General features: G+C 72.7%; 16 protein-coding genes. 1 reads left to right on the forward strand and 15 read right to left on the reverse strand.

Annotation, left to right across the window (positions count from 1 at the left end):
• Positions 1–94: 94 nt before the first annotated feature.
• From BMW62_RS20085 to BMW62_RS20140, 13 genes are all read right to left on the reverse strand, one after another.
• Positions 95–706, reverse strand: coding sequence for a DUF2567 domain-containing protein (locus BMW62_RS20085; RefSeq protein WP_170852486.1), 612 nt, complete (start codon positions 704–706; stop codon positions 95–97).
• A 46-nt stretch (positions 707–752) separates the two neighbouring features.
• Entirely contained in the window at positions 753–4,313 is a 3,561-nt protein-coding gene (dnaE, locus tag BMW62_RS20090) for a DNA polymerase III subunit alpha (RefSeq protein ID WP_211435211.1), read from the reverse strand.
• Positions 4,314–4,512: 199 nt separating this feature from the next.
• Positions 4,513–4,947: a GNAT family N-acetyltransferase gene (locus tag BMW62_RS20095; RefSeq protein ID WP_091934860.1), complete on the reverse strand. Its 435-nt coding sequence runs from the start codon at positions 4,945–4,947 to the stop codon at positions 4,513–4,515.
• A gap of 54 nt (positions 4,948–5,001) precedes the next feature.
• On the reverse strand, positions 5,002–5,817 hold the full coding sequence (locus BMW62_RS20100) for a CPBP family intramembrane glutamic endopeptidase (protein WP_091934863.1): 816 nt from the start codon (positions 5,815–5,817) through the stop codon (positions 5,002–5,004).
• Between the two features lie 10 nt (positions 5,818–5,827).
• On the reverse strand, positions 5,828–6,775 hold the full coding sequence (locus BMW62_RS20105) for an RluA family pseudouridine synthase (protein WP_091934865.1): 948 nt from the start codon (positions 6,773–6,775) through the stop codon (positions 5,828–5,830).
• 90 nt (positions 6,776–6,865) lie between these two features.
• A complete protein-coding gene (lspA, locus tag BMW62_RS20110; RefSeq protein ID WP_244524184.1) occupies positions 6,866–7,525 on the reverse strand; it encodes a signal peptidase II in 660 nt (219 codons plus the stop codon).
• A 30-nt stretch (positions 7,526–7,555) separates the two neighbouring features.
• Complete coding sequence (ugpC, locus tag BMW62_RS20115; RefSeq protein WP_091934868.1) at positions 7,556–8,833, reverse strand: ABC transporter ATP-binding protein; 1,278 nt, start codon at positions 8,831–8,833, stop codon at positions 7,556–7,558.
• Between the two features lie 55 nt (positions 8,834–8,888).
• Complete coding sequence (locus tag BMW62_RS20120) at positions 8,889–9,722, reverse strand: carbohydrate ABC transporter permease (protein ID WP_091934871.1); 834 nt, start codon at positions 9,720–9,722, stop codon at positions 8,889–8,891.
• Between the two features lie 3 nt (positions 9,723–9,725).
• The gene (locus BMW62_RS20125; protein ID WP_091934874.1) at positions 9,726–10,685 is read right to left on the reverse strand and encodes a carbohydrate ABC transporter permease; all 960 of its coding nucleotides are present in this window, start codon (positions 10,683–10,685) and stop codon (positions 9,726–9,728) included.
• Between the two features lie 73 nt (positions 10,686–10,758).
• A complete protein-coding gene (locus tag BMW62_RS20130) occupies positions 10,759–12,120 on the reverse strand; it encodes an extracellular solute-binding protein (protein WP_091934877.1) in 1,362 nt (453 codons plus the stop codon).
• Positions 12,121–12,249: 129 nt separating this feature from the next.
• The gene (locus tag BMW62_RS20135) at positions 12,250–13,479 is read right to left on the reverse strand and encodes a DUF4032 domain-containing protein (protein WP_091934880.1); all 1,230 of its coding nucleotides are present in this window, start codon (positions 13,477–13,479) and stop codon (positions 12,250–12,252) included.
• An 84-nt stretch (positions 13,480–13,563) separates the two neighbouring features.
• Entirely contained in the window at positions 13,564–14,049 is a 486-nt protein-coding gene (locus BMW62_RS23325; RefSeq protein WP_244524185.1) for a TrkA C-terminal domain-containing protein, read from the reverse strand.
• A 36-nt stretch (positions 14,050–14,085) separates the two neighbouring features.
• Complete coding sequence (locus tag BMW62_RS20140; RefSeq protein WP_244524186.1) at positions 14,086–15,075, reverse strand: potassium/proton antiporter; 990 nt, start codon at positions 15,073–15,075, stop codon at positions 14,086–14,088.
• 224 nt (positions 15,076–15,299) lie between these two features.
• Between BMW62_RS20140 and ileS the strand changes: the two genes are divergently transcribed.
• Positions 15,300–18,476, forward strand: coding sequence for an isoleucine--tRNA ligase (gene ileS / locus BMW62_RS20145; RefSeq protein ID WP_211435212.1), 3,177 nt, complete (start codon positions 15,300–15,302; stop codon positions 18,474–18,476).
• 18 nt (positions 18,477–18,494) lie between these two features.
• Here the strand turns inward: ileS and BMW62_RS22830 are convergent, their stop codons facing one another.
• Positions 18,495–19,280 carry a hypothetical protein gene (locus tag BMW62_RS22830; protein ID WP_170852488.1) on the reverse strand — a complete coding sequence of 262 codons (786 nt, stop codon included), beginning with the start codon at positions 19,278–19,280 and terminating at the stop codon, positions 18,495–18,497.
• 63 nt (positions 19,281–19,343) lie between these two features.
• Positions 19,344–20,453, reverse strand: a complete 1,110-nt coding sequence (gene ugpC / locus BMW62_RS20155) for an ABC transporter ATP-binding protein (protein ID WP_091934886.1) — start codon at positions 20,451–20,453, stop codon at positions 19,344–19,346.
• Positions 20,454–20,494 lie beyond the last annotated feature (41 nt).

Below are 20,494 nucleotides of genomic sequence, written 5' to 3' on the forward strand. Positions count from 1 at the left end.
CCGACAACGCGCCACCCGCCACGGCATCGGCAAGATCACCACACGGAACCATCCCGACACCCACAACCAACAGGTCAGGGGTTAAACGGCAAGCTCAGGGCGCCAGGACGACGGGCGGCGGGCCGGGGACGGCGTCGTCGCGGCCGTGCCGGCCGAGGCCGTCGTCGGCGGCCACCAGCGCGCAGCCCAGGTAGACGAGCAGGGCGGCGAAGGGTGCGGCGGCCAGACCGGGCAGCGAGCTCAGCACCAGCCCCGTGGTGACCTGCGCGCCGACCTCGGACAGCTGCGCCTCCGACGGCGAGGGTGCGAGCAGCTCACCGACCTGCCAGGCGAGCACGGCGGCAGCCGACGCCCCGACCGCGAGGGCGACCAGCATGCCCACGCCGCGACCACGGCGCACCTGCCACGCCGCCGCGCCGGCCAGCAGGCCGAGCCCCAGCAGCAGGAGGACGAGGACGGCGTCGTCGGCCACCCGGACCTCGGCCGCCGGCGCGCCGACGGCCACCGGCCCGGTCTCGGTCAGCCGGAACTCGGCGCGCGGCGCGAGCAGCCACCAGAGCACCCCCGTGGGCAGCCCGGCGAGCACCAGCCCCACGAGCAGCGGCCGGGCGGCGTGCAGGTCCTCCCGGACCTCCGCCCTCCCCCGCCAGTAGGCGTGCACCGGCACGCCCGGGGCGGGCTGGACGGGCAGCGGTGAGGTGCTCACCCTCCCAGTGAACAACGATCGCGCGGCCGGGGTCGGGAGGACCCTCCTACAGCAGCGCCACGCTCGTCGGCCCGAGAAGGGCCTTGATGTCCCCCATCAGCGCCGTGCTCGGGCGCACCCGGAGCCCCTGGTCGAGCCGGAGCACCGTCTCGCGGCTGCCGTTGACGAGCTTGAGCTGCACCTCCGTGGTGCCCGGGTGGCTGCCCAGCACCTCGCGGAGGCGCTCGACGACCGGCGGGGTGCAGCGGGCGGCGGCCATCGACACCAGCACCGGCCCGCGCGGCCCCTCGGTGAGCTCGGGGATGGTGACCTCGGAGCCGAACAGCGAGGGCTGGTCGTCCCGCCGGCTGATCCGGCCCTTCACCACGATGATCTGGTCGCGGACGACCTTCTCCGAGACCTCGGCCCAGGTCTTGGGGAAGAACAGCACCTCGATGCCGGACTCGAGGTCCTCCAGCGTGGCGATCGCCCACGGCGCGCCCTGCTTGTTCGTGCGCGGTGAGACGGCGGTGAGGATGCCGGCGATGGTGACGTTGGCGCCGTCCTCGACGCCGCCGGCGTTGATCTCGGCGATCGGGGTGTCGGCGTTGGCCGCGAGCACGTGCTCCACCCCGTGCAGCGGGTGGTCGGAGACGTAGAGGCCGAGCATGTCGCGCTCGAACATCAGCCGCTCGCTCTTGGACCAGTCGGCGGTGGGGATCGTGATGTCCAGCGCGCTGCCGAAGGGGTCGTCGGCCGCGTCGCCCTCGCCGAAGCTGCCGAAGAGGTCGAACTGACCCTCGGCCTCCTTGCGCTTGAGGCCCATGGCGGAGTCGACGGCCTGCGCGTGGATCGCGACGACGCCCTGGCGCGAGTGGCCGAGCGAGTCGAAGGCGCCGGCCTTGGCCAGGGACTCGATGACCTTCTTGTTGCAGGCCACCGTGTCGATCTTGCGCATGAAGTCGGCGAAGTCCTTGAACGCGCCCTTCTCCTCGCGGGCCCGGACGATCGACTCGACGACGTTGGTGCCGACGTTGCGCACCGAGGCCAGGCCGAAGCGGATGTCGGTGCCGACGGCGGTGAAGTCCCAGGAGGACTCGTTGACGTCCGGCGGGAGGACCTTGATGCCCATCCGGCGGCACTCGGCCAGGTAGACCGGCCGGCGGTCCTTGTCGTCCTGGACGCTGGTGAGCAGCCCGGCCATGTACTCGGCCGGGTAGTTCGCCTTGAGGTAGGCCGTCCAGTACGACACGAGGCCGTAGGCGGCCGAGTGGGCCTTGTTGAACGCGTAGTCGGCGAACGGGACGAGGATGTCCCACAGCGTCTTGATCGCGGCGCCGGAGAAGCCGTTGGCCTTCATCCCCGCCTCGAAGCCGACGAACTCGGCGTCCAGGACCGACTTCTTCTTCTTGCCCATCGCGCGGCGCAGCAGGTCGGCCTTGCCGAGCGAGTACCCGGCGACCTTCTGCGCGATCGCCATGACCTGCTCCTGGTAGACGATCAGGCCGTAGGTCTGGCCGAGGATCTCCTCCAGCGGCTCGGCCAGCTCCGGGTGGATCGGCGTGATCTCCTGCTGGCCGTTCTTGCGCAGCGCGTAGTTGGTGTGCGAGTTCGCGCCCATCGGGCCGGGGCGGTAGAGCGCGCCGACGGCCGAGATGTCCTCGAAGTTGTCCGGCCGCATGAGCCGCAGCAGCGACCGCATCGGCCCGCCGTCGAACTGGAAGACCCCGAGGGTGTCGCCGCGGGAGAGCAGCGCGTAGGTGTTCGGGTCGGTCAGGTTCTTGCTGATCTCGTCGAGGTCGACCGGCTCCTTGCCGTTGATCACGATGTTGCGCAGCGCGTCGTCGATGACCGTGAGGTTGCGCAGCCCCAGGAAGTCCATCTTCAACAGGCCGAGCGTCTCGCAGGTCGGGTAGTCGAACTGCGTGATCACCGCCCCGTCGGCCTCGCGCCGCATGATCGGGATCGAGTCGATCAGCGGGTACCGGCCGATGATGACGCCGGCGGCGTGCACCCCCCACTGGCGCTTCAGCCCCTCGAGCTTGCGGGCCTGGTCGACGACCTCGGCCGCGCCCGGGTCGGACTCGTAGCGGGCGCGGAACTCCGTGGCCTCCTTGTAGCGCGGGTGGGCCGGGTCGAAGACACCCGAGAGCGGGATGCCCTTGCCCATCACGTCCGGCGGCATGAGCTTGGTCAGCTCGTCGCCCACCGAGTACGGCCGGTCCAGCACGCGGGCGGCGTCCTTGATCGCGGCCTTGGCCTTGATCGTCCCGTAGGTGACGATCTGGCTGACCCGCTCCTCGCCGTACTTCTTCGAGACGTACTGGATGACCTCCCCGCGCCGGCGGTCGTCGAAGTCGATGTCGACGTCGGGCATGGAGACGCGCTCGGGGTTGAGGAACCGCTCGAAGATCAGCCCGTGCTGCAGCGGGTCGAGGTCGGTGATGCCCATGGCGTAGGCGGCCAGCGAGCCCGCCGCCGAGCCACGGCCGGGACCGACGCGGATGCCGTTGTCCTTGGCCCAGTTGATGAAGTCGGCGACCACGAGGAAGTACCCCGGGAAGCCCATCTGGGTGATGATCCCGACCTCGTAGTCGGCCTGCTTGCGCACGTGGTCGGGGATGCCACCCGGGTAGCGCTTGTGCAGGCCGCGCTCGACCTCCTTGACGAACCAGGAGGTCTCGTCCTCCCCCGGCGGCAGGGGGAAGCGGGGCATCAGGTCGGCGCCCTCGGTGAAGCTCACCTCGCACTGCTCGGCGACCAGCAGGGTGTTGTCGCAGGCCTCGCGGAGATCGCCGGTGAACAACGCGCGCATCTCCGCGGCGGACTTCAGGTAGTAGCCGTCACCGTTGAACTTGAAGCGGTTGGGCTCGTTGAGCCGCGACCCCGTCTGGATGCACAGCAGGGCGTCGTGGGCCTCGGCGTCCTCCTTGTGCGTGTAGTGCAGGTCGTTGGTGGCCAGCAGCGGGATGCCGAGGTCCTTGGCGATCGCCAGCAGGGCCGGGCGGGTCTTCTTCTCGATGGACAGCCCGTGGTCCATCAGCTCGGCGTAGAAGTTCTCGCGCCCGAAGATGTCCTGGAAGTCGGCGGCCGCCTGGCGCGCCTTGTCCTCCTTGCCGGCGCGCAGCCACATGTTCACCTCGCCCGACGGGCAGCCGGTGGTGGCGATCAGGCCCGTGCCGTAGCGCTCCAGCAGGTCGCGGTCGAACCGCGGCTTGCGGTACTGCCCCTCCAGGCTGGCGAGCGAGGAGATGCGGAAGAGGTTGTGCATCCCCTCGGTGGTGCGGGCCAGCAGGGTCATGTGGGTGTAGGCGGCCTTGCCCCGGTTGGAGCCGCCGTCACCCTCCTCGTCGATGAGGTTGTCGCCGAAGTCGAACGGCGCACGGTCGAAGCGCGATCCGGGGGTGTAGTAGCCCTCCATGCCGATGATCGGCTTCACGCCGGCGGCGCCCGCCTGCTTGTAGAAGTCGTAGGCGCCGAAGACGTTGCCGTGGTCGGTCATGGCCAGCGCCGGCATGCCCTGCTCGGCCGCGGCCTTGGTGACCTCCGGCAGCTTCGCCGCGCCGTCGAGCATCGAGTACTCGGTGTGCACGTGCAGGTGCACGAACGAATCGGACGGGCTGCTCACAGCGGGTCTGGCTCCTCACGGGTCGTGCGTGCCCGGCCGGCGTCACGCGGCGGGCGACCGGCGGGGAAGACCGGCGGTGCGTGCGGGGGCGGCCGGCACCGGCGGGCCGGTGGGTCGATCCTCGCACTGGTTCGGTTCTACGCCGAGGGTCTGACAGGACGTGTCTTCTCACACCGGACCGTTCCGTCACACGGGTGCCTCAGGGCAGCGCACGCCGCATCGTCACGTGGGGGATGCCGGCCTCCGCGTAGACCTCGCCGACGGCCGTGTAGCCCTCCCGCTCGTAGAAACGGCGGGCCGGGAGCTGCGCGTGCAGTTCCACCTCGGTGGCGCCCCGGGCGAGGGCCTGGCGGTGCAGTTCCGCGAGCACCGCGGCGCCGTGGCCGCGGCCGCGCATCCCGGCGTCGGCGGCCATCCGGCCGATCCGCGCCGTGACGCCGTCGAGCAGCAGCCGCCCGGTCGCCACCACCCGGCCCGCGTCGTCCCGGCTGAGCACGTGGACGGCGGTCGCGTCGGCGTCGTCCTGCTCGATCTCGGGCGGGACGCCCTGCTCCTCGACGAACACCCGGGTGCGCAGGGCCAGGGCCTCGGCCCGGTCGGCGGGGGCGGCGACCTGCGCGGTGGGGCTCGGCACGGCCCCATTCTGGCGCCCCGCCCCGCCGGGCCGGTCAGCGCCCCGGCGGGCCGGTCAGCGCCCCGGCGGGCCGTCCGCCTCGTGCACCGACACGGGCAGCGCGCTGGCGGGCACCAGCAGGAACCGCAGGTCGATCAGCGCGTGCAGCAGGACCGGCAGCAGCAGCGATCCGGTGTCCACGTAGATCAGCGCCATGACGCCGCCCAGCACGCCGGTCAGCACGATCCCCGCGCGGCCCTGGTAGGCGTGCGCCAGGCCGAACGCCACCGCGGCGACGACCACCAGCGCCCAGGCGGGCGGCCCGCCGGCCATGGCGGCGACCACGGCGAGGAAGAACCCCCGGTACAGCCACTCCTCGCACACGCCGGCGGTGACCCCGACCAGGGTGAACAGCCGCCGCTCCCCCCCGGTCCGGGGCAGCAGCGCCAGCGTGGACTGCCCGGGCGGCTCGGCGTGCCGCCCCCGGGCGGGCGGGTGGTGACCCGGTCGGCTCGGCCGAGCCGCCTCCAGCAGCGCCCCGGCGCGCAGCTGGCGGGTGGAAGCGACCACGAGCAGCAGCACCACCACGACGACGACGGCGGTCGCCGGCCCGGGCCACTCCTTCGGCCACAGCAGCCCGACGGCCGCGGCGTCCACACCCGGGGAGGCCAGCCAGACGACGAAGGCCACCACCGCCAGGCCCCACTCGAGCACCAGCAACCGCCGGTAGAACGAGCGGCGCGCCCCGGCGTCGGTGCGCAGCCGCCCCTCGAACCGGCGGTGCAGCACGTGGCCGACGACGGGCTCGCCCACCACCAGGTAGACGGCCACGACCACCGCGGCCAGCGCCGCCGGGCCGAAGGCGTCGAGGGCGACCGGCAGGGTCGTCACCGCTGGCGGGTCAGGCCTCGGCGCGCAGCAGGGCCAGCGCGCCGGCGAGGTCGGGCGGGTACTCGCTGGTGAACTCGACCCACTGCCCGTCGGCCGGGTGCGGGAAGCCCAGCCGCACCGCGTGCAGCCACTGCCGCGACACCCCGAGCCGGGCGGCCAGCGTCGGATCGGCGCCATAGGTCGTGTCGCCCACGCACGGGTGGCGCAGGGCCGAGAAGTGCACCCGGATCTGGTGCGTGCGCCCGGTCTCGAGCCGGATGTCGACCAGGCTGGCGGCGGCGAACGCCTCGGTCACCTCGTAGTGGGTCACCGACGGCCGGCCCCCGCTGACGACGGCGAACTTCCAGTCGTGCCGCGGGTGCCGGTCGATGGGCGCGTCGATGGTGCCGCGCGAGGGGTCGGGGTGGCCCTGCACGAGCGCGTGGTAGCCCTTCGCCACCGTGCGCTCCTTGAAGGCGGCCTTCAGCGCGGTGTAGGCCCGCTCGCTCTTGGCGACCACCATGACGCCGGTGGTGGCGGCGTCCAGCCGGTGCACCACGCCCTGCCGTTCGGCGGCACCGGACGTGGAGATGCGGTACCCGGCGGCGGCCAGGCCGCCGATGACCGTGGGCCCGTCCCAGCCGGGGCTGGGGTGGGCGGCGACCCCGACCGGCTTGTCGACGGCCACCAGGTCGTCGTCGTCGTGGAGGACCGTCATGCCCTCGACCGGCTGCGGGGGCGCGGGTTCGCCGGGCGGGGGTGGCAGCTCGACCTCGAGCCAGCTGCCCCCGGTGAGCCGGTCCCCCTTGCCGCGCACCCGGCCGTCGACGACGACGTGGCCGGCGTCGGCCAGCTCGGCCGCCGCCGTGCGGGTGAGGCCGAAGAGCCGGGACAGGGCCTGGTCCACCCGCTGGCCCTCCAGGCCGTCGGGCACCGGGAGGGCCCGGTGCAGGCCGGGAGTGCTGGTCACGGCGTCCATTGTGCGGGTCGGGCCGGACGACATGGTGGAACGGCCCGCCTGCAAGGTCCCGGCGCGAGGCGGCGAACGGCGGGGAGCAGGCGGGTCCTCCTACCGGGCGGCGCTGGGCCGCCCGTCCACGCCGCTGCGGGTGCCGTCGAACTCGATGCCCCGCAGCGCCAGCAGCACCCCCAGGATGCCCCCGCAGACGATGGCCGAGTCGGCGACGTTGAACACCGGGAACACGCTCCCGTCGGGGCCGAACACCGAGAGGAAGTCGACGACGCCGCCGCGCAGGAACCCCGGGTCGCGGAACACCCGGTCGATCAGGTTGCCCACCGCCCCGCCGAGGACCAGCCCCAGCGCGACGGCCCAGCCGGTCGACCGCAGGCGGCGGGCGGTGCGCACGATGACGACGGAGACGACGGCCGCGATGAGGCTGAACAGCACCGTCGCACCCTCCGCGAAGGAGAACGCGGCGCCGGTGTTGCGGAGGTTGGTGAGGTACAGCGCACCGCCCAGGACGCGGATGTCCTCCCCCGGCTCGATGGTCGCGACGACCACCAGCTTGGTGACCAGGTCGAACGCCAGGACGGCGGCGGCGAGGGACAGCAGCAATCGGGTGCGCGGCCGGCCGGACGGCTCGGCGGCGGAGGAACCGCCGTCCGCGCCGTCGGCCGGGTCGACGTGCTCGGACAGGTCGGGCTCCTCGCTCGGTCGGCACCGGCCGGCCGACCCGGCGGTGCCGACGACGATAGCCGGGCCCGCCACCGGCGCTGCGGCGGCGGGCCGGGTGCCCGCTCAGCCCACGCCCACCGCCGTCGCCCCGCCGCGGGCGTCGGTCTCGCGGCCGCGAGCGTCCTCGGCCTGCTCCAGCCGGTCCTGCGTGGCCAGCCGGGTCAACTCGGCGCCGGCCTCGGCGTCGCGGGTGAGGTTGTCGCCGGTCTCGGGGTCGAAGACGTGGACCTTGCGGCTGTCCAGCCAGAACTCGGCCTCCCGGCCCTCTCGGATCCGGCTGGTCGCGTCGATCGAGACAATGGCCTGGGTGCGCAGCTCCTCGGAGTCGAGCTCCTTGGACAGGTCGCGCAGCTGCGCCTTGATCGAGTCGGGGGCGTCGTAGGGGATGTAGGCGTACTGCGAGTCGCCCAGCCACTCGGTGACGTCCACCCGCGCCCGGAAGGTGGAGCCGACCGGCCGCTTGGCCTCGTCGACCAGCGTCGCGTCCTCGAAGTACTCGGGCCGGATGCCCACCAGCAGCAGGTCGCGCCCGGCGACCGCCGCGGCCCGCTTCTCGTCGAGCTCGATGTCGCCGAAGGGCGTCTTCAGGCGGTTGCCCTCCGGCGTCGCGGGGAGGAAGTTCATCGGCGGGGAGCCGATGAACCCGGCGACGAAGAGGTTGACCGGCTGCTCGTACAGCTCGCGCGGAGAGGCGACCTGCTGGATCTTGCCCTTGCGGAGCACGCAGACCCGGTCGCCCAGGGTCATCGCCTCGGTCTGGTCGTGGGTGACGTACACGGTGGTGATCCCCAGCCGGCGCTGGAGGCGGGAGATCTCGGTGCGCATCTGCCCGCGGAGCTTCGCGTCCAGGTTCGACAGCGGCTCGTCGAAGAGGAACGCCTCGGCGTCACGGACGATGGGCCGCCCCATGGCGACGCGCTGCCGCTGACCACCGGAGAGGTTGGCCGGCTTGCGCTCCAGGTGCTCCTGAAGCTCGAGCACGTCGGACGCCGCCTCCACCTTGCGGCGGACCTCGTCGTCCGGGGTCTTGGACAGCCGCAGCGGGAAGGCGATGTTCTCGTACACCGTCATGTGCGGGTACAGCGCGTAGTTCTGGAACACCATCGACAGGTTGCGGTCGCGGGGGGCCAGGTCGTTGACCCGCTTCCCGCCGATCACCATGTCGCCGCTGGTGATGTCCTCCAGGCCGACGATCATCCGCAGCAGCGTCGACTTCCCGCAGCCCGACGGGCCGACCAGGATCATGAACTCCCCGTCGGCGATGTCCAGGCTGACGTCGTTCACCGCCGGGAAGCCGTCGCCGTACTGCTTCACGATGCTCTTCATCTCGATGGAGGCCATCAGGATTCGTCCCCTCGCTGGGTCGATGAGGTGCAACTGCGGTCGGTCACGGCGCTCAGCCCTTGACCGCGCCGTTGGTGAGGCCGGCGACGATGCGCCGCTGGAAGAGCAGGACGAGGACCACCACGGGGATGGTGACGATCACCGCGGCCGCCGAGATGGCGCCGGTCGGCTCCTCGAACTGCGAGGCACCCGTGAACAGACCGAGCGCCGCGGGCACCGGGCGGGCCGCCTCCGTGGAGGTCAGCGAGATGCCGTAGATGAAGTCGTTCCAGGCGATGAAGAACGCGATGATCGCCGTGGTGAAGACGCCGGGGGCGGCGAGCGGGACGATCACCTTGCGGAACGCCTGCCAGGTGGTCGCGCCGTCGACCTGCGCCGCCTGCTCCATCTCCCACGGGATCTCCCGGAAGAACGCCGACATCGTCCAGATCGAGATCGGCAGGGTCAGCGACAGGTACGGGATGATCAGCCCCGGCCAGGTGTCGTACAGGCCGATGTTCCGCCAGAGGTTGAACAGCGGCGTGACGATCGAGATGACCGGGAAGATCGCCACCGCCAGCGCCGTGGAGAGGATCAGCTTCTTGCCCGGGAAGTCCAGCCGGGCGATCGCGTAGGCGGCGAACATCGCCAGCAGGCAGGAGATCGCCGTCGCGATGAGGCAGATGCCGAAGGAGTTCACCAGGGCCGGCAGGAAGAGGTCGCTGGCCCCGCCGAACAGGATCAGGTCGTAGTTCTGCCAGGTGGGTGTGCTGGGCAGGAAGCTCCCGTTGGAGAGGTCGCTGGGCGCCTTGAGCGACACCGAGACGATCCAGGCGATCGGGAACAGGCAGTAGACGACGATGAGCGCGCCGCCGATGCCCCAGAGCACCTTGTTCCGCGTGGACATGGGTCACTCCCCCCGCGCCTGGGACAGGTCGACCTTGAAGAGCTTGATGAAGCTGAAGGCGATCAGCACGACCGCGAGGAACAGCAGCACCGAGACCGCGGACCCCAGGCCGATCTCCAGCCGGGCGATCGTCTGCCGGTAGGCCAGGAACGACACCGACTCGGTGCCGTTCGCACCGTTGGTCATGATGAAGATGCTGTCGAACACCCGGAACGCGTCGAGGGTGCGGAACAGCAGGGCGACCATGATCGCCGCCTTCATGTTGGGGATCGTCACCTTCCACAGGCGCTGCCACCGCGTCGCGCCGTCGACCTTCGCCGCCTCCTGCAGCACCTCGGGCACCTGGGCCAGCCCGGCGAGCAGGAGCAGCGAGATGAACGGCGTGGTCTTCCAGATCTCGGCGAGGCAGATGACCAGCAGCGCCGTCCAGCGGTCGCCGAACCAGTCGGTGTTCTCCGAGACCCCGGGCAGCCAGGCGAACCACGAGTTCACGAACCCGGACTGGATGTCGAAGGCGAACTGCCAGGCGAACGCCGACACGACGGTGATGACCGCGTACGGGATGAGGATCGCCGCCCGCAGGACCGGCCGCAGCGCCCGCAGGGCCTTGACCATCACCAGCGCCAGCCCGAAGCCGAGGACCAGCTCGACGGCCACCGTGACCACCGTGATGAAGGCGGTGACGCCGATGGACTGCCACCACAGGGAGTCGGTGAGGATCACCCAGTAGTTGGTGAGGCCGGTGAAGGAGCGGTTCTCCGGGTCGGTCAGCCGGTAGTCGAACAGCGACTCGTAGGTCGCCTGCAGGATCGGGTACGCGGTGACGAGGAGCATCACCGCGAACGCCGGCCCGGCCAGCAGCCACCCCAGCCGCTTCTCCCCGCGGGCCCGGTCGCTGGCCCTGACCTTGGGCGCCGAGACCGGTGCGTCCTTCTTGGTCGGGGGGAGCGTCGTCGTGCTCACGAGGACTCCTCGCCGGCGCTCGTGCCCCGCGGTCGCGGGGCTGCTCTGCCCATCGGTGCGCTCGCGAGCTCGCTCACAACAGATCCTCCTTCGCCAGGACCGCCTTGATGAGCTCGGTCGCGTTCTCCCCCGTCTCGCCGGGCTGGACGCTCGACGGCGGGTGGTAGCTGCGCTGGATGCCGACCGAGATCTCGTTGTAGTAGGGCGTCTGCGGCCGGGGCGCGGCCTGCTCCAGGGACTCCCGGATCACCGGGGCCATCGGGAAGGCCTCGAGCACCTCGGGGTCGTCGTACACCGCCGTGGACGACGCCGGGTTGCCGTTGGTCACGAAGTAGTAGGCCTGGTTCTCGTCCGAGACGATGCACTCGGCCGCCTCGTAGGCCAGCTCGGGGCTCTCGCTGAAGGCGCTCACCGCGAGGTTGATGCCGCCGTACGGCGGGGCGGCCGGCGTCTCCTCGTCCACCCGCGGGTAGATCGTCGCGGCGTAGTCCTCGGGGACCGACGGATCGAGGGTCCCGGCCTCGGCCGCCCCCAGCGCGCGGGGGTAGACGAAGGGGTAGTTGACCTGGAACCCGCCGGACTCGCTCTCGAAGCCGGTGGCGGTGGAGTCCTCGTTCGCCGTCGAGAAGGCGGCCCCGACCGCGTCGGACTCGGCGACCATCTGCATCACCTCGGTGGCCCGGACGCCGGCCTCGGAGGTGAGCCCGAGCTCGATCTGGGACGGGTCCCCGGGCGACGCCTCGGTGATGATGGAGCCGCCGGCGGACTCGATCAGGGCGTTGAACCAGACCGTCAGCGACTCGGCGCGGGTGCCCTGGGCGCCGACCAGCGTGCCGGTCTCCTCGGCCGCCTGGACGATCTGCTCCCAGGTCACGGGCTCGGACATGTCCAGCCCTGCCTCCTCCGCCACCGACTCCCGGTACCAGAGCAGCTGCGTGTTCGCCCAGAAGGGGACCGCGACGAGCTCACCGTCCCAGGTGGACCCCTCGACGGCGCTCTCGACGACGCCCTCGGTCACCCGGTCGGCGACGTCGTCGGGCACCGGGGCCAGGAAGCCGGCCTGGGCGAACTCGGGGATGAACGGCGGGTCCAGGCTCATGAGGTCGATCGAGTCGTCGTTGGCCGCGAGACGCCGGATCAGCTGCTCGCGCTGCGACGCCGCGTCGCGGGGCAGCAGGGCCGTCTCGATCGTGTACCGGCCGTCGGCCTCCTCGGTGCACCGGGCGGCGATCTCGGCCTGCCCGCCGGCGTCCGGGTTGATGTACCAGGTGAGCGTCGAAGCATCCCCGCCCCCGCCGCCGCAGGCCGCGAGCCCGGAGGCCAGGAGCGCGCCGGCGGCTGCACCCGCGAGGCGCCGCGGCCGGGCCCTGCCCTGGCCGGGAACCCCCGTGCGGGCTCGGGGCGAGTGGGGATCGGGGATCGCTGACACGCGCATCGCCTCCGTTGGCGCTCGGTGCAGCCCGATGATCTCGGGGGTGCTTGGAGCGTCGTACCGTCGCCGGAGGCTGTCAAACCGAACGAGACGTGCACGTGACACCGGGCCGACCGGCCCGTCACCTGCGGTTCATCCCCGGCCGGCGATGACCGAGGGCGTGGTGAGCTCCTGCGGCGTGCCCGGCAGGACGTTATCGAAGTAGGAACGCGCCGCCTTCGTCGTCCCGACGTCGCGCCCGGCCTTCTCCGACAGGAACCAGCGGTGCTCGAGGACCTCGTGGAAGACCTCGGCCGGCTCCAGCCGGCCGCGCAGGTGCTCGGGGATGGCGTCCACGACCGGCTGGTAGACCTCACCCAGCCAGCGGTGGCCGGCGATCGTCTCGGGCACCGACTGCCCCGACTTCTGCTCCAGGTACGCCCGGAAGGCCCGGACGTCGTTCAGCAGCCGCTGCGCCTGGCGCTCCCGCACCTCCAGCCCGGTGAGACGGAACAGCTCGCGGCGGTTGTGCCCGGGCTCGGCGACCCGGGTCTCCACCCGCAGCCGGGTGCCCTCGTCGGTCGTGAGCAGCTCCACCTCGCCGACGTCGAAACCGAGCTCGTTCAGCCGCTGCAGGCGTTCGGCGACGCGGTAGCGCTGCTCGTCGGTGCGGAAGACCTCCTCACGGGTGACCTCCTCCCACAGCGACTCGTACCGCCGCGGCAGGCCCTCGGCCACCTCGATGGGGTCGATGTCCTCGGGCAGCAGCCCGCCGAACTGCAGGTCGAGCAGCTCCGCGCCGACCCGCTCGCAGGCCAGGTCGACATCGTAGCGGCGCTGGCCGGGCGACAGCCGCGGGTGGCGCTCGACGGTCTCGGCGTCGACCAGGTAGGCGGCGAAGGTGCCGGCGTCGAGGCGGAAGAGGGTGTTGGACAGCGAGCAGTCGCCCCAGAAGACGCCGGCCAGGTGCAGCCGCACCAGCAGCACGACCATCGTGTCGAGCAACTGGTCGGCAGACTCGCCACCGCGCGGGCCGGAGAACAGCCAGCGGTAGGACATCGAGTACTCGAGGTAGCGGGTGACCAGGATCGCCGCCTGGCCGTCGGGCCGGTCGACGCAGATGCCGAGCACCGAGACGGTGGGCAGACCCTCGTTCTCGAACTGGGCCAGCAGCGCGTACTCGTGGCGGGCCAGCCGCTCGTCGATCTCCTTCAGCGCGTAGACCCGGTCCTCGACGGCGACGAAGCGCACGACGTGCCGGGAGATGCCGCGCGAGGGGACGTCGAGCAGGAGGTCGTCGTCCCACTCGTCCAGCGGCTGGTCCCACGGCAGCGACAGCAACCCGGTCGCGTCCGTGGCCGGTGGTCGGAAGAGGTACCGCATGGCGCGCTCCGGGGGGAAGACAGGTGCTGGCCGTCACGATCCCACGCCGCAGCCACCGCGACGTGGGGGAAGGGTGGTCCGTCGTCAGTCGGTCTGGTCGGGGCGGCCGTCCTCGCCACGCCACATGGCCAGCCGGCCGGCCCGGCTGACCGCCCGCAGCCGGCGTTCGGCCTCGGGCCGCGACGCGCGCGCCGAGACCAGCAGCGCCTGGTCGCCGTGCATCAGGCGGGTCGTCTCGTCGGGCACGAACGCCCGGCCCCCGCGCACGATGAGCACCACCGCGGCGTCCTCGGGCAGCCGCAGCTCGGGCAGGTAGACGCCGTGGAGGCGCGACCCCTCCGGCACCCGCATCTGCATCAGCTCGGCGTCCAGCTCCTCCAGTGGTGCGGCCTCCACCTGGATCTCCCGCGGCGCGATCGGCGCGCCGATCCGCAGGCGGCGGGCCACCCAGGGCAGCGACCAGCCCTGCACGAGCGTGAAGACGACGACGAGCACGAACACGGTGTCGAAGATCCGCGCCGCGCCGGGCACCCCGGCCGTGACGGGGAACGTGGCGAGGACGATGGGCACGGCACCGCGGAGCCCGGCCCACGACACGAACGCCTGCTACGGCCACGGCCACCGGAACCACACCAGCGACAGGGCGACCGACAGCGGCCGGGCCACCAGCAGCAGCGCGCCACCGACGACGAGGGCCGGCACCAGGGCGTCGAGCAGCCGCGGCGGCGAGACCAGCAGGCCCAGCAGCACGAAGAGCCCGATCTGGGCGAGCGACGCCATGCCCTCGGCGAAGCCGATGCTCGCCGTCCGGTGCGGCAGCGCGGCGTTGCCGAGCACGACGCCGCACAGGTACACCGCGACGATGCCCGAGGTCCAGGCCAGCGTGGCGGTCGCGAAGGCGAGCACGCAGAGCGACAGCGTCGCGAGGGGGTAGAAGCCGGCCAGCGGGAGCGCCACCCGCCGCAGCAGCTCCGCGCCGAGCAGCCCGATGACCACGCCGACGACGGCCCCGCCGACGAGCTGGCCGACCACCTGCAGGACGACCAGCCACCAGGCACCGGCCGCCGCGTCGGTGAGCACGGCGGCCAGCGTCGTCACCAGCAGGATCGCCGGGGCGTCGTTCAGCCCGCTCTCGGCCTCGAGGGCCGCGGCGAGCCGGCGCGGGAGCGGCAGCCGCCGGAGCGCCGCGAACACCGCCGCGGCGTCGGTCGAGCCGATGACCGCGGCCAGCAGGAGCGCGAACCCCCACGACGCGTCCAGCAGCCACACCGTGATCCCGGCGGTGACCGCCACGCTGACCGCGACGCCCACGGTGGCGAGGGTCAGCCCCGGGCCGATCGCCCGCCGGACGTCGGCCCACCGGGTGGTCAGCCCACCCTCGGCGAGGATGACCACGAGCGCGGCGACGCCGAGGTTCTGGGTGAGCTCGGCGTCGTCGAACTGGATGCCGAGACCGCTCTCCCCCAGCGCCACGCCGATCGCCAGGTAGAGCAGCAGGCTGGGCAGCCCGAGCCGGTCGGCCAGGCGCAGGGCCACGGCCGCGAGGAGCACGACGCCGGCGCCGAGGGCGAGGGCGACGGTGACCGTCGTGTTCACCGTCGCCGCCCCATGGGGGCAGTCTCCCGCACGGCCTCGCGGGCTCCCCCGGACTGCTGCGGGACGGCGGGTCGGCGGCACCCGGGGACGCACCGCCGGACCAGTTCGCCCGTGCGCCGCCGGAGGCGTCGGGTTCCCCACCGGAGGTGTGTTTGCCGTGCGCCGCCGGAGGCGTCGGGTTCCCCACCGGAGGTGTGTTTGCCGGTTCGGGGAGAATGGGCCGCGTGAGTGCCCCCACCGGTCCCTTCGGCGCGCTGCCCCCGCAGGTCGACCTCCCCGCCCTGGAGCACCGCATCCTCGAACGCTGGGAGAGCGAGAAGGTCTTCGACCGGTCGCTGGAGGCCTCCCAGGGCCGCCCGCAGTGGAACGTCTACGAGGGCCCGCCGACGGCGAACGGCCGCCCCGGCACCCACCACATCGAGGCGCGCGCGTTCAAGGACGTCTTCCCGCGGTTCAAGACGATGCAGGGCTGGCACGTGCCCCGCCGCGCCGGCTGGGACTGCCACGGCCTCCCCGTCGAGATCGCCGTCGAGCAGGAACTGGGCTTCGCCGGCAAGCCCGACATCGAGCGCTTCGGCATCGCGGAGTTCAACGCCCGCTGCCGCGCGTCGGTCGAGCGCCACGTCGACGCCTTCACCGAGCTGACCCACCGCATGGGCTACTGGGTCGACATGTCCACCGCGTACTGGACGATGGACCCGGCGTACATCGAGAGCGTCTGGTGGTCGCTCAAGCAGGTGTTCGAGAAGGGCCTCCTGGTCGAGGACCACCGGGTCGCGCCCTACTGCCCGCGCTGCGGCACCGGGCTCTCCGACCACGAGGTGGCCCAGGGGTACGAGTCGATCACCGACCCCTCGGTGTACGTCCGCCTGCCGATCACCGACGGCGAGTGGGCCGGCCGGGCCGACCTGCTGGTGTGGACGACGACGCCGTGGACGCTGCCGTCGAACACCGCCGTCGCGGTGCACCCCGAGGTCAGCTACGTCGTCGCCCGCCCCGCCGGCACCGACGACGTCCCCGTGGTGGTGGCCGAGCCGCTGCTGGCCGCCGTCCTCGGGGAGGACGCCGAGGGCCATGGCATCGAAATACTTGGCCGGGCGCCCGGCCGTGACTGGGAGCGCACCCACTACCGGCGGCCGTTCGAGCTGGTCGAGTTCCCCGAGGGGGACGCCCACTTCGTCGTCCTCGCCGACTACGTCACCACCGACGACGGCACCGGTCTGGTGCACCAGTCCCCCGCCTTCGGCGCCGACGACCTGGTCGTCTGCCGGGGCTACGGGCTGCCCGTGGTGAACCCGATCGACGCGACCGGGCACTTCCTGGCCGAGGTTCCGCTGGTGGGCGGGCACTTCTTCAAGGCCGCCGACCCGGCCCTGGTCGAGGACCTGGAGAGCCGCGGCGTGCTGTTCCGCGAGATCCGGTACGAGCACAGCTACCCGCACTGCTGGCGCTGCCACACGCCGCTCATGTACTACGCGCAGCCGTCCTGGTACATCCGCACCAGCGCGATCAAGGACCAGCTGCTCGCCGAGAACGCGCGCACCACGTGGTACCCCGAGAGCATCAAGACCGGCCGCTACGGCGACTGGCTGAACAACAACGTCGACTGGGCCCTCTCCCGCGACCGGTACTGGGGCACGCCGCTACCCATCTGGCGCAACGACGCCGACCCGGCGCGGATGGTCGTCGTCGGCTCGCTCGCCGAGCTCTCGGAGCTGACCGGCCGCGACCTCTCCGACCTCGACCCGCACCGGCCCTTCATCGACGAGGTGACCTTCACGCTCACCGGCGAGGAGGGCACCTACCGGCGCGTGCCGCAGGTCATCGACGCCTGGTACGACTCCGGCTCGATGCCGTTCGCCCAGTGGGGCGCGCCGTACCGGAACCAGGAGCGGTTCGAGGCCGCCTACCCGGCCCAGTTCATCTGCGAGGCGATCGACCAGACCCGCGGCTGGTTCTACTCGCTCATGGCCGTGGGCACCCTGGTGTTCGAGGAGAACTCCTACGAGAACGTGCTGTGCCTGGGCCACATCCTGGCCGAGGACGGCCGGAAGATGAGCAAGCACCTGGGCAACATCCTCGAGCCCATCCCGCTGATGGACCGGCACGGCGCCGACGCCGTCCGCTGGTTCATGCTCGCCGGCGGTTCGCCCTGGTCGGCCCGGCGGGTCGGGCACGAGACGCTGTCCGAGGTCGTCCGGAAGGTGCTGCTCACCTACTGGAACACCGCGAGCTTCTTCACCCTGTACGCGGAGACCAACGGCTGGGACCCGGCCGCCAGTCCGGCGCCGCCGCGGACCGAGCGCCCGCTGCTGGACCGCTGGGCGCTGGCCGAGCTCGCCGCCGTCACCCGTGACGTCACCGCGGCGCTGGAGGACTTCGACACCCAGGGCGCGGGCCGCCTGCTGGCCCAGTTCGTCGACGACCTCTCCAACTGGTACGTGCGCCGCTCCCGTCGCCGGTTCTGGGACGGCGACCTCTCCGCCCTGGGCACCCTGCACGAGGTGCTCGACGGGCTGACCCGGCTGATGGCCCCCTTCACCCCGTTCGTCACCGACGAGGTGTGGACCCGCGCCGTCGTCCCCGGCCTGGGCGGCTCGGACGTGCCGGACTCAGTGCACCTGGCCTCCTGGCCCGTCGTGGACCCCGACGCCCTGGACGACGCCCTGGTCGAGCAGATGGCGCTGGTCCGCCGGCTGGTGGAGCAGGGCCGCTCGGCCCGGACCTCCGCCAAGGTGCGCACCCGGCAGCCGCTGGCGCGCGCCGTCGTCGCAGCCCCGGGATGGGGTTCGCTCCCCCGCGACCTGGTCGCCGAGGTGGCCGACGAGCTCAACGTGGCCGAGGTGCTCGAGCTCGCCGCGGTCGGCGGTGACCTGGTCGACGTGAGCGTGAAGATCGACTTCCGCGCCGTGGGCCGCCGTCTCGGCAAGCAGGTGCAGGCGGTGGCCAAGGCCGTCGCCGCCGCCGACGCCCCGGCGCTGGTCGCCGACTACCGGGCCGGCACCGCGAGCGTCGAGGTCGACGGGGCGGAGGTCGAGCTCGTCGACGGCGACCTGATCGTCACCGAGACCCCGCGGGAGGGCTGGACGGTGGCCAGCAGCGGCGGGCTCACCGTGGCGCTCGACCTCGCGCTCACCCCGGAGCTGGAGCGGGCCGGGCTGGTGCGCGAGGCGGTCCGCCTGGTGCAGGAGGCCCGCAAGGGCAGCGGCCTGGAGGTCAGCGACCGGATCGAGCTGTCGTGGACCGCGGACGGCGCCATGGCGGAGGCGCTCACCGAGCACGCCGAGCAGCTCGCCGGTGAGGTGCTCGCCGTCGCCGTGCACGCCGGCACCCCCGGCACCGGGGAGGGCGTCGAGGGTCCGGAGGGCTCGCGCTTCTGGGTGGCCAAGGCCTCCGTCTGAGGGGACCCGGGGCGCGGCTCAGGCGCCCCGGGACCGGCGGGCGCGGGCCCGGTCGGCGAGCTGCCGGTCGGGCCGGCACACGCCGCAGGGGGTGAAGCCGTCGGTGCGCGCCTCGTCCAGCGGCAGCGGGATCGGCTCGTGGCGGCGGAGGTGGACGCAGCCGGGCAGGTGGTAGCGCGGGTGCTCGTCCACGACCAGCACCTCGTCGGTGAGGTCCACGATGATCAGCAGGTCGGTCACCTCGACCTCCTCGACCGGCGGATCCTCCAGCTCGGGTGGCGCGCCGACCGCGGTGCGGCCGCCGGCCGGAGGTCCGGTCGGCTGAGCCGGGAGCACGGGCTCGTCCGGCTCCACCGCGACCAGTTCGGAGGCGGGCGGGGTCGGGGCGGCGGCCGGTTCGGCGGCGGGCGGTTCGACGGCGGCCGGGTCGACGGCGGGCGGGTCGACGGCGGGCGGGTCGGCGGCGGCCGGCGGAGCGGTCACGGGCGGGACCGAGGTCGCACCGGTGGCGAGGTCCGGCCCGGTCGCCGCGGGGCCGGCGTCGGACGCCGGGACGCCGTCCGCCGTGGACGACGCCGGAGCCGTGGACCGCGCGCTCGACGCCGTCGACCCGGTGCCCACCGCCGGCGCGCCCGCCGGCTCCTCGGCGCGGGCGGCGAGCTGCCGGCGGGCCACCACCAGGACCCCCGCGGCGACGGCGCACGCCGCCACGCAGGCCCAGTACAGCGCGGTGCTGCCCGTCAGCAGGCCGCCCACGAAGAGACCGAGGCCCAGCAGCAGGAGCAGCGCGGCGATCACGATCACAGCAGGGACTGTAGGGCGCGGCCGGCCGGAGGCGCCCGCTGGACGCCCCCGGTGCGGCGGGTGTCAGCCCGGGGTCTGGGTGACCCGGAGCCCGGTCTCCGCGGAGAAGAGGTGCGCCTCGCCCGGGCGGATCGCGACGTGGACCACCTCGCCCTTCATGGGTGGGCGACGGGGGTCGGCCCGCAGCACGAGCTGCCGGTCCTCACCGCCCGCCTCCCCCGCGGCCAGCCGGCCGTAGGCGAAGGCGTCCGAGCCGAGCTCCTCCACGATCAGGACCTCGACCGGGATGCCCTGACCGGCGGCGACGAACTCGACCGACTCCGGCCGGAACCCGAGGGTCGCGGTGGCACCGCCCTCGCGGGCGATCGCGGACAGGGCCTCGCGCGGCAGCGGGACGGTGTGCCCGGCGACCTGCGCCCCGCCCTCGGTCAGCGAGACGGGGACGATGTTCATCGCCGGCGACCCGATGAAGCCCGCAACGAACACGTTGGCCGGGTTGTCGTAGAGGTTGCGCGGGGTGTCGACCTGCTGGAGCACGCCCTCGCTGAGCACCGCGACCCGGTCACCCATCGTCATCGCCTCGACCTGGTCGTGGGTGACGTAGACGGTGGTGACCCCGAGCCGGCGCTGCAGGGCGGCGATCTCGGTGCGGGTCTGCACCCGCAGCTTGGCGTCGAGGTTGGACAGCGGCTCGTCCATGAGGAAGACCTGCGGCTGGCGCACGATGGCCCGCCCCATCGCGACGCGCTGCCGCTGGCCACCCGAGAGCGCCTTGGGCTTGCGGTCCAGGTAGGGCTCGAGGTCGAGGATGCGGGCGGCCTCCTTGACCCGGGTCGACCGCTCCTCCTTGGAGACCCCGGCGATCTTCAGGGCGAAGCCCATGTTCTCGGCGACGGTCATGTGCGGGTAGAGCGCGTAGTTCTGGAACACCATCGCGATGTCCCTGTCCTTGGGCGGGAGGTGGGTGACGTCCCGGTCCCCGACCCGGATGGCGCCGTCGGTGACCTCCTCCAGGCCGGCCAGCATGCGCAGCGACGTCGACTTGCCGCAGCCGGACGGGCCGACCAGCACCAGGAACTCGCCGTCGGTGATCTCGAGGTCCAGCGCGTCGACCGATGGGCGGGTCGCGCCGGGGTAGACGAGCGTGGCGTGGTCGAACGTGATGGCGGCCATGGGTCCCTTCCTGCGCCGAACGGTGCCGTCACTCTGGCACG

This window comes from Blastococcus sp. DSM 46786 (assembly GCF_900109665.1).
Classification (GTDB): Bacteria; Actinomycetota; Actinomycetes; order Mycobacteriales; family Geodermatophilaceae; genus Blastococcus; species Blastococcus carthaginiensis.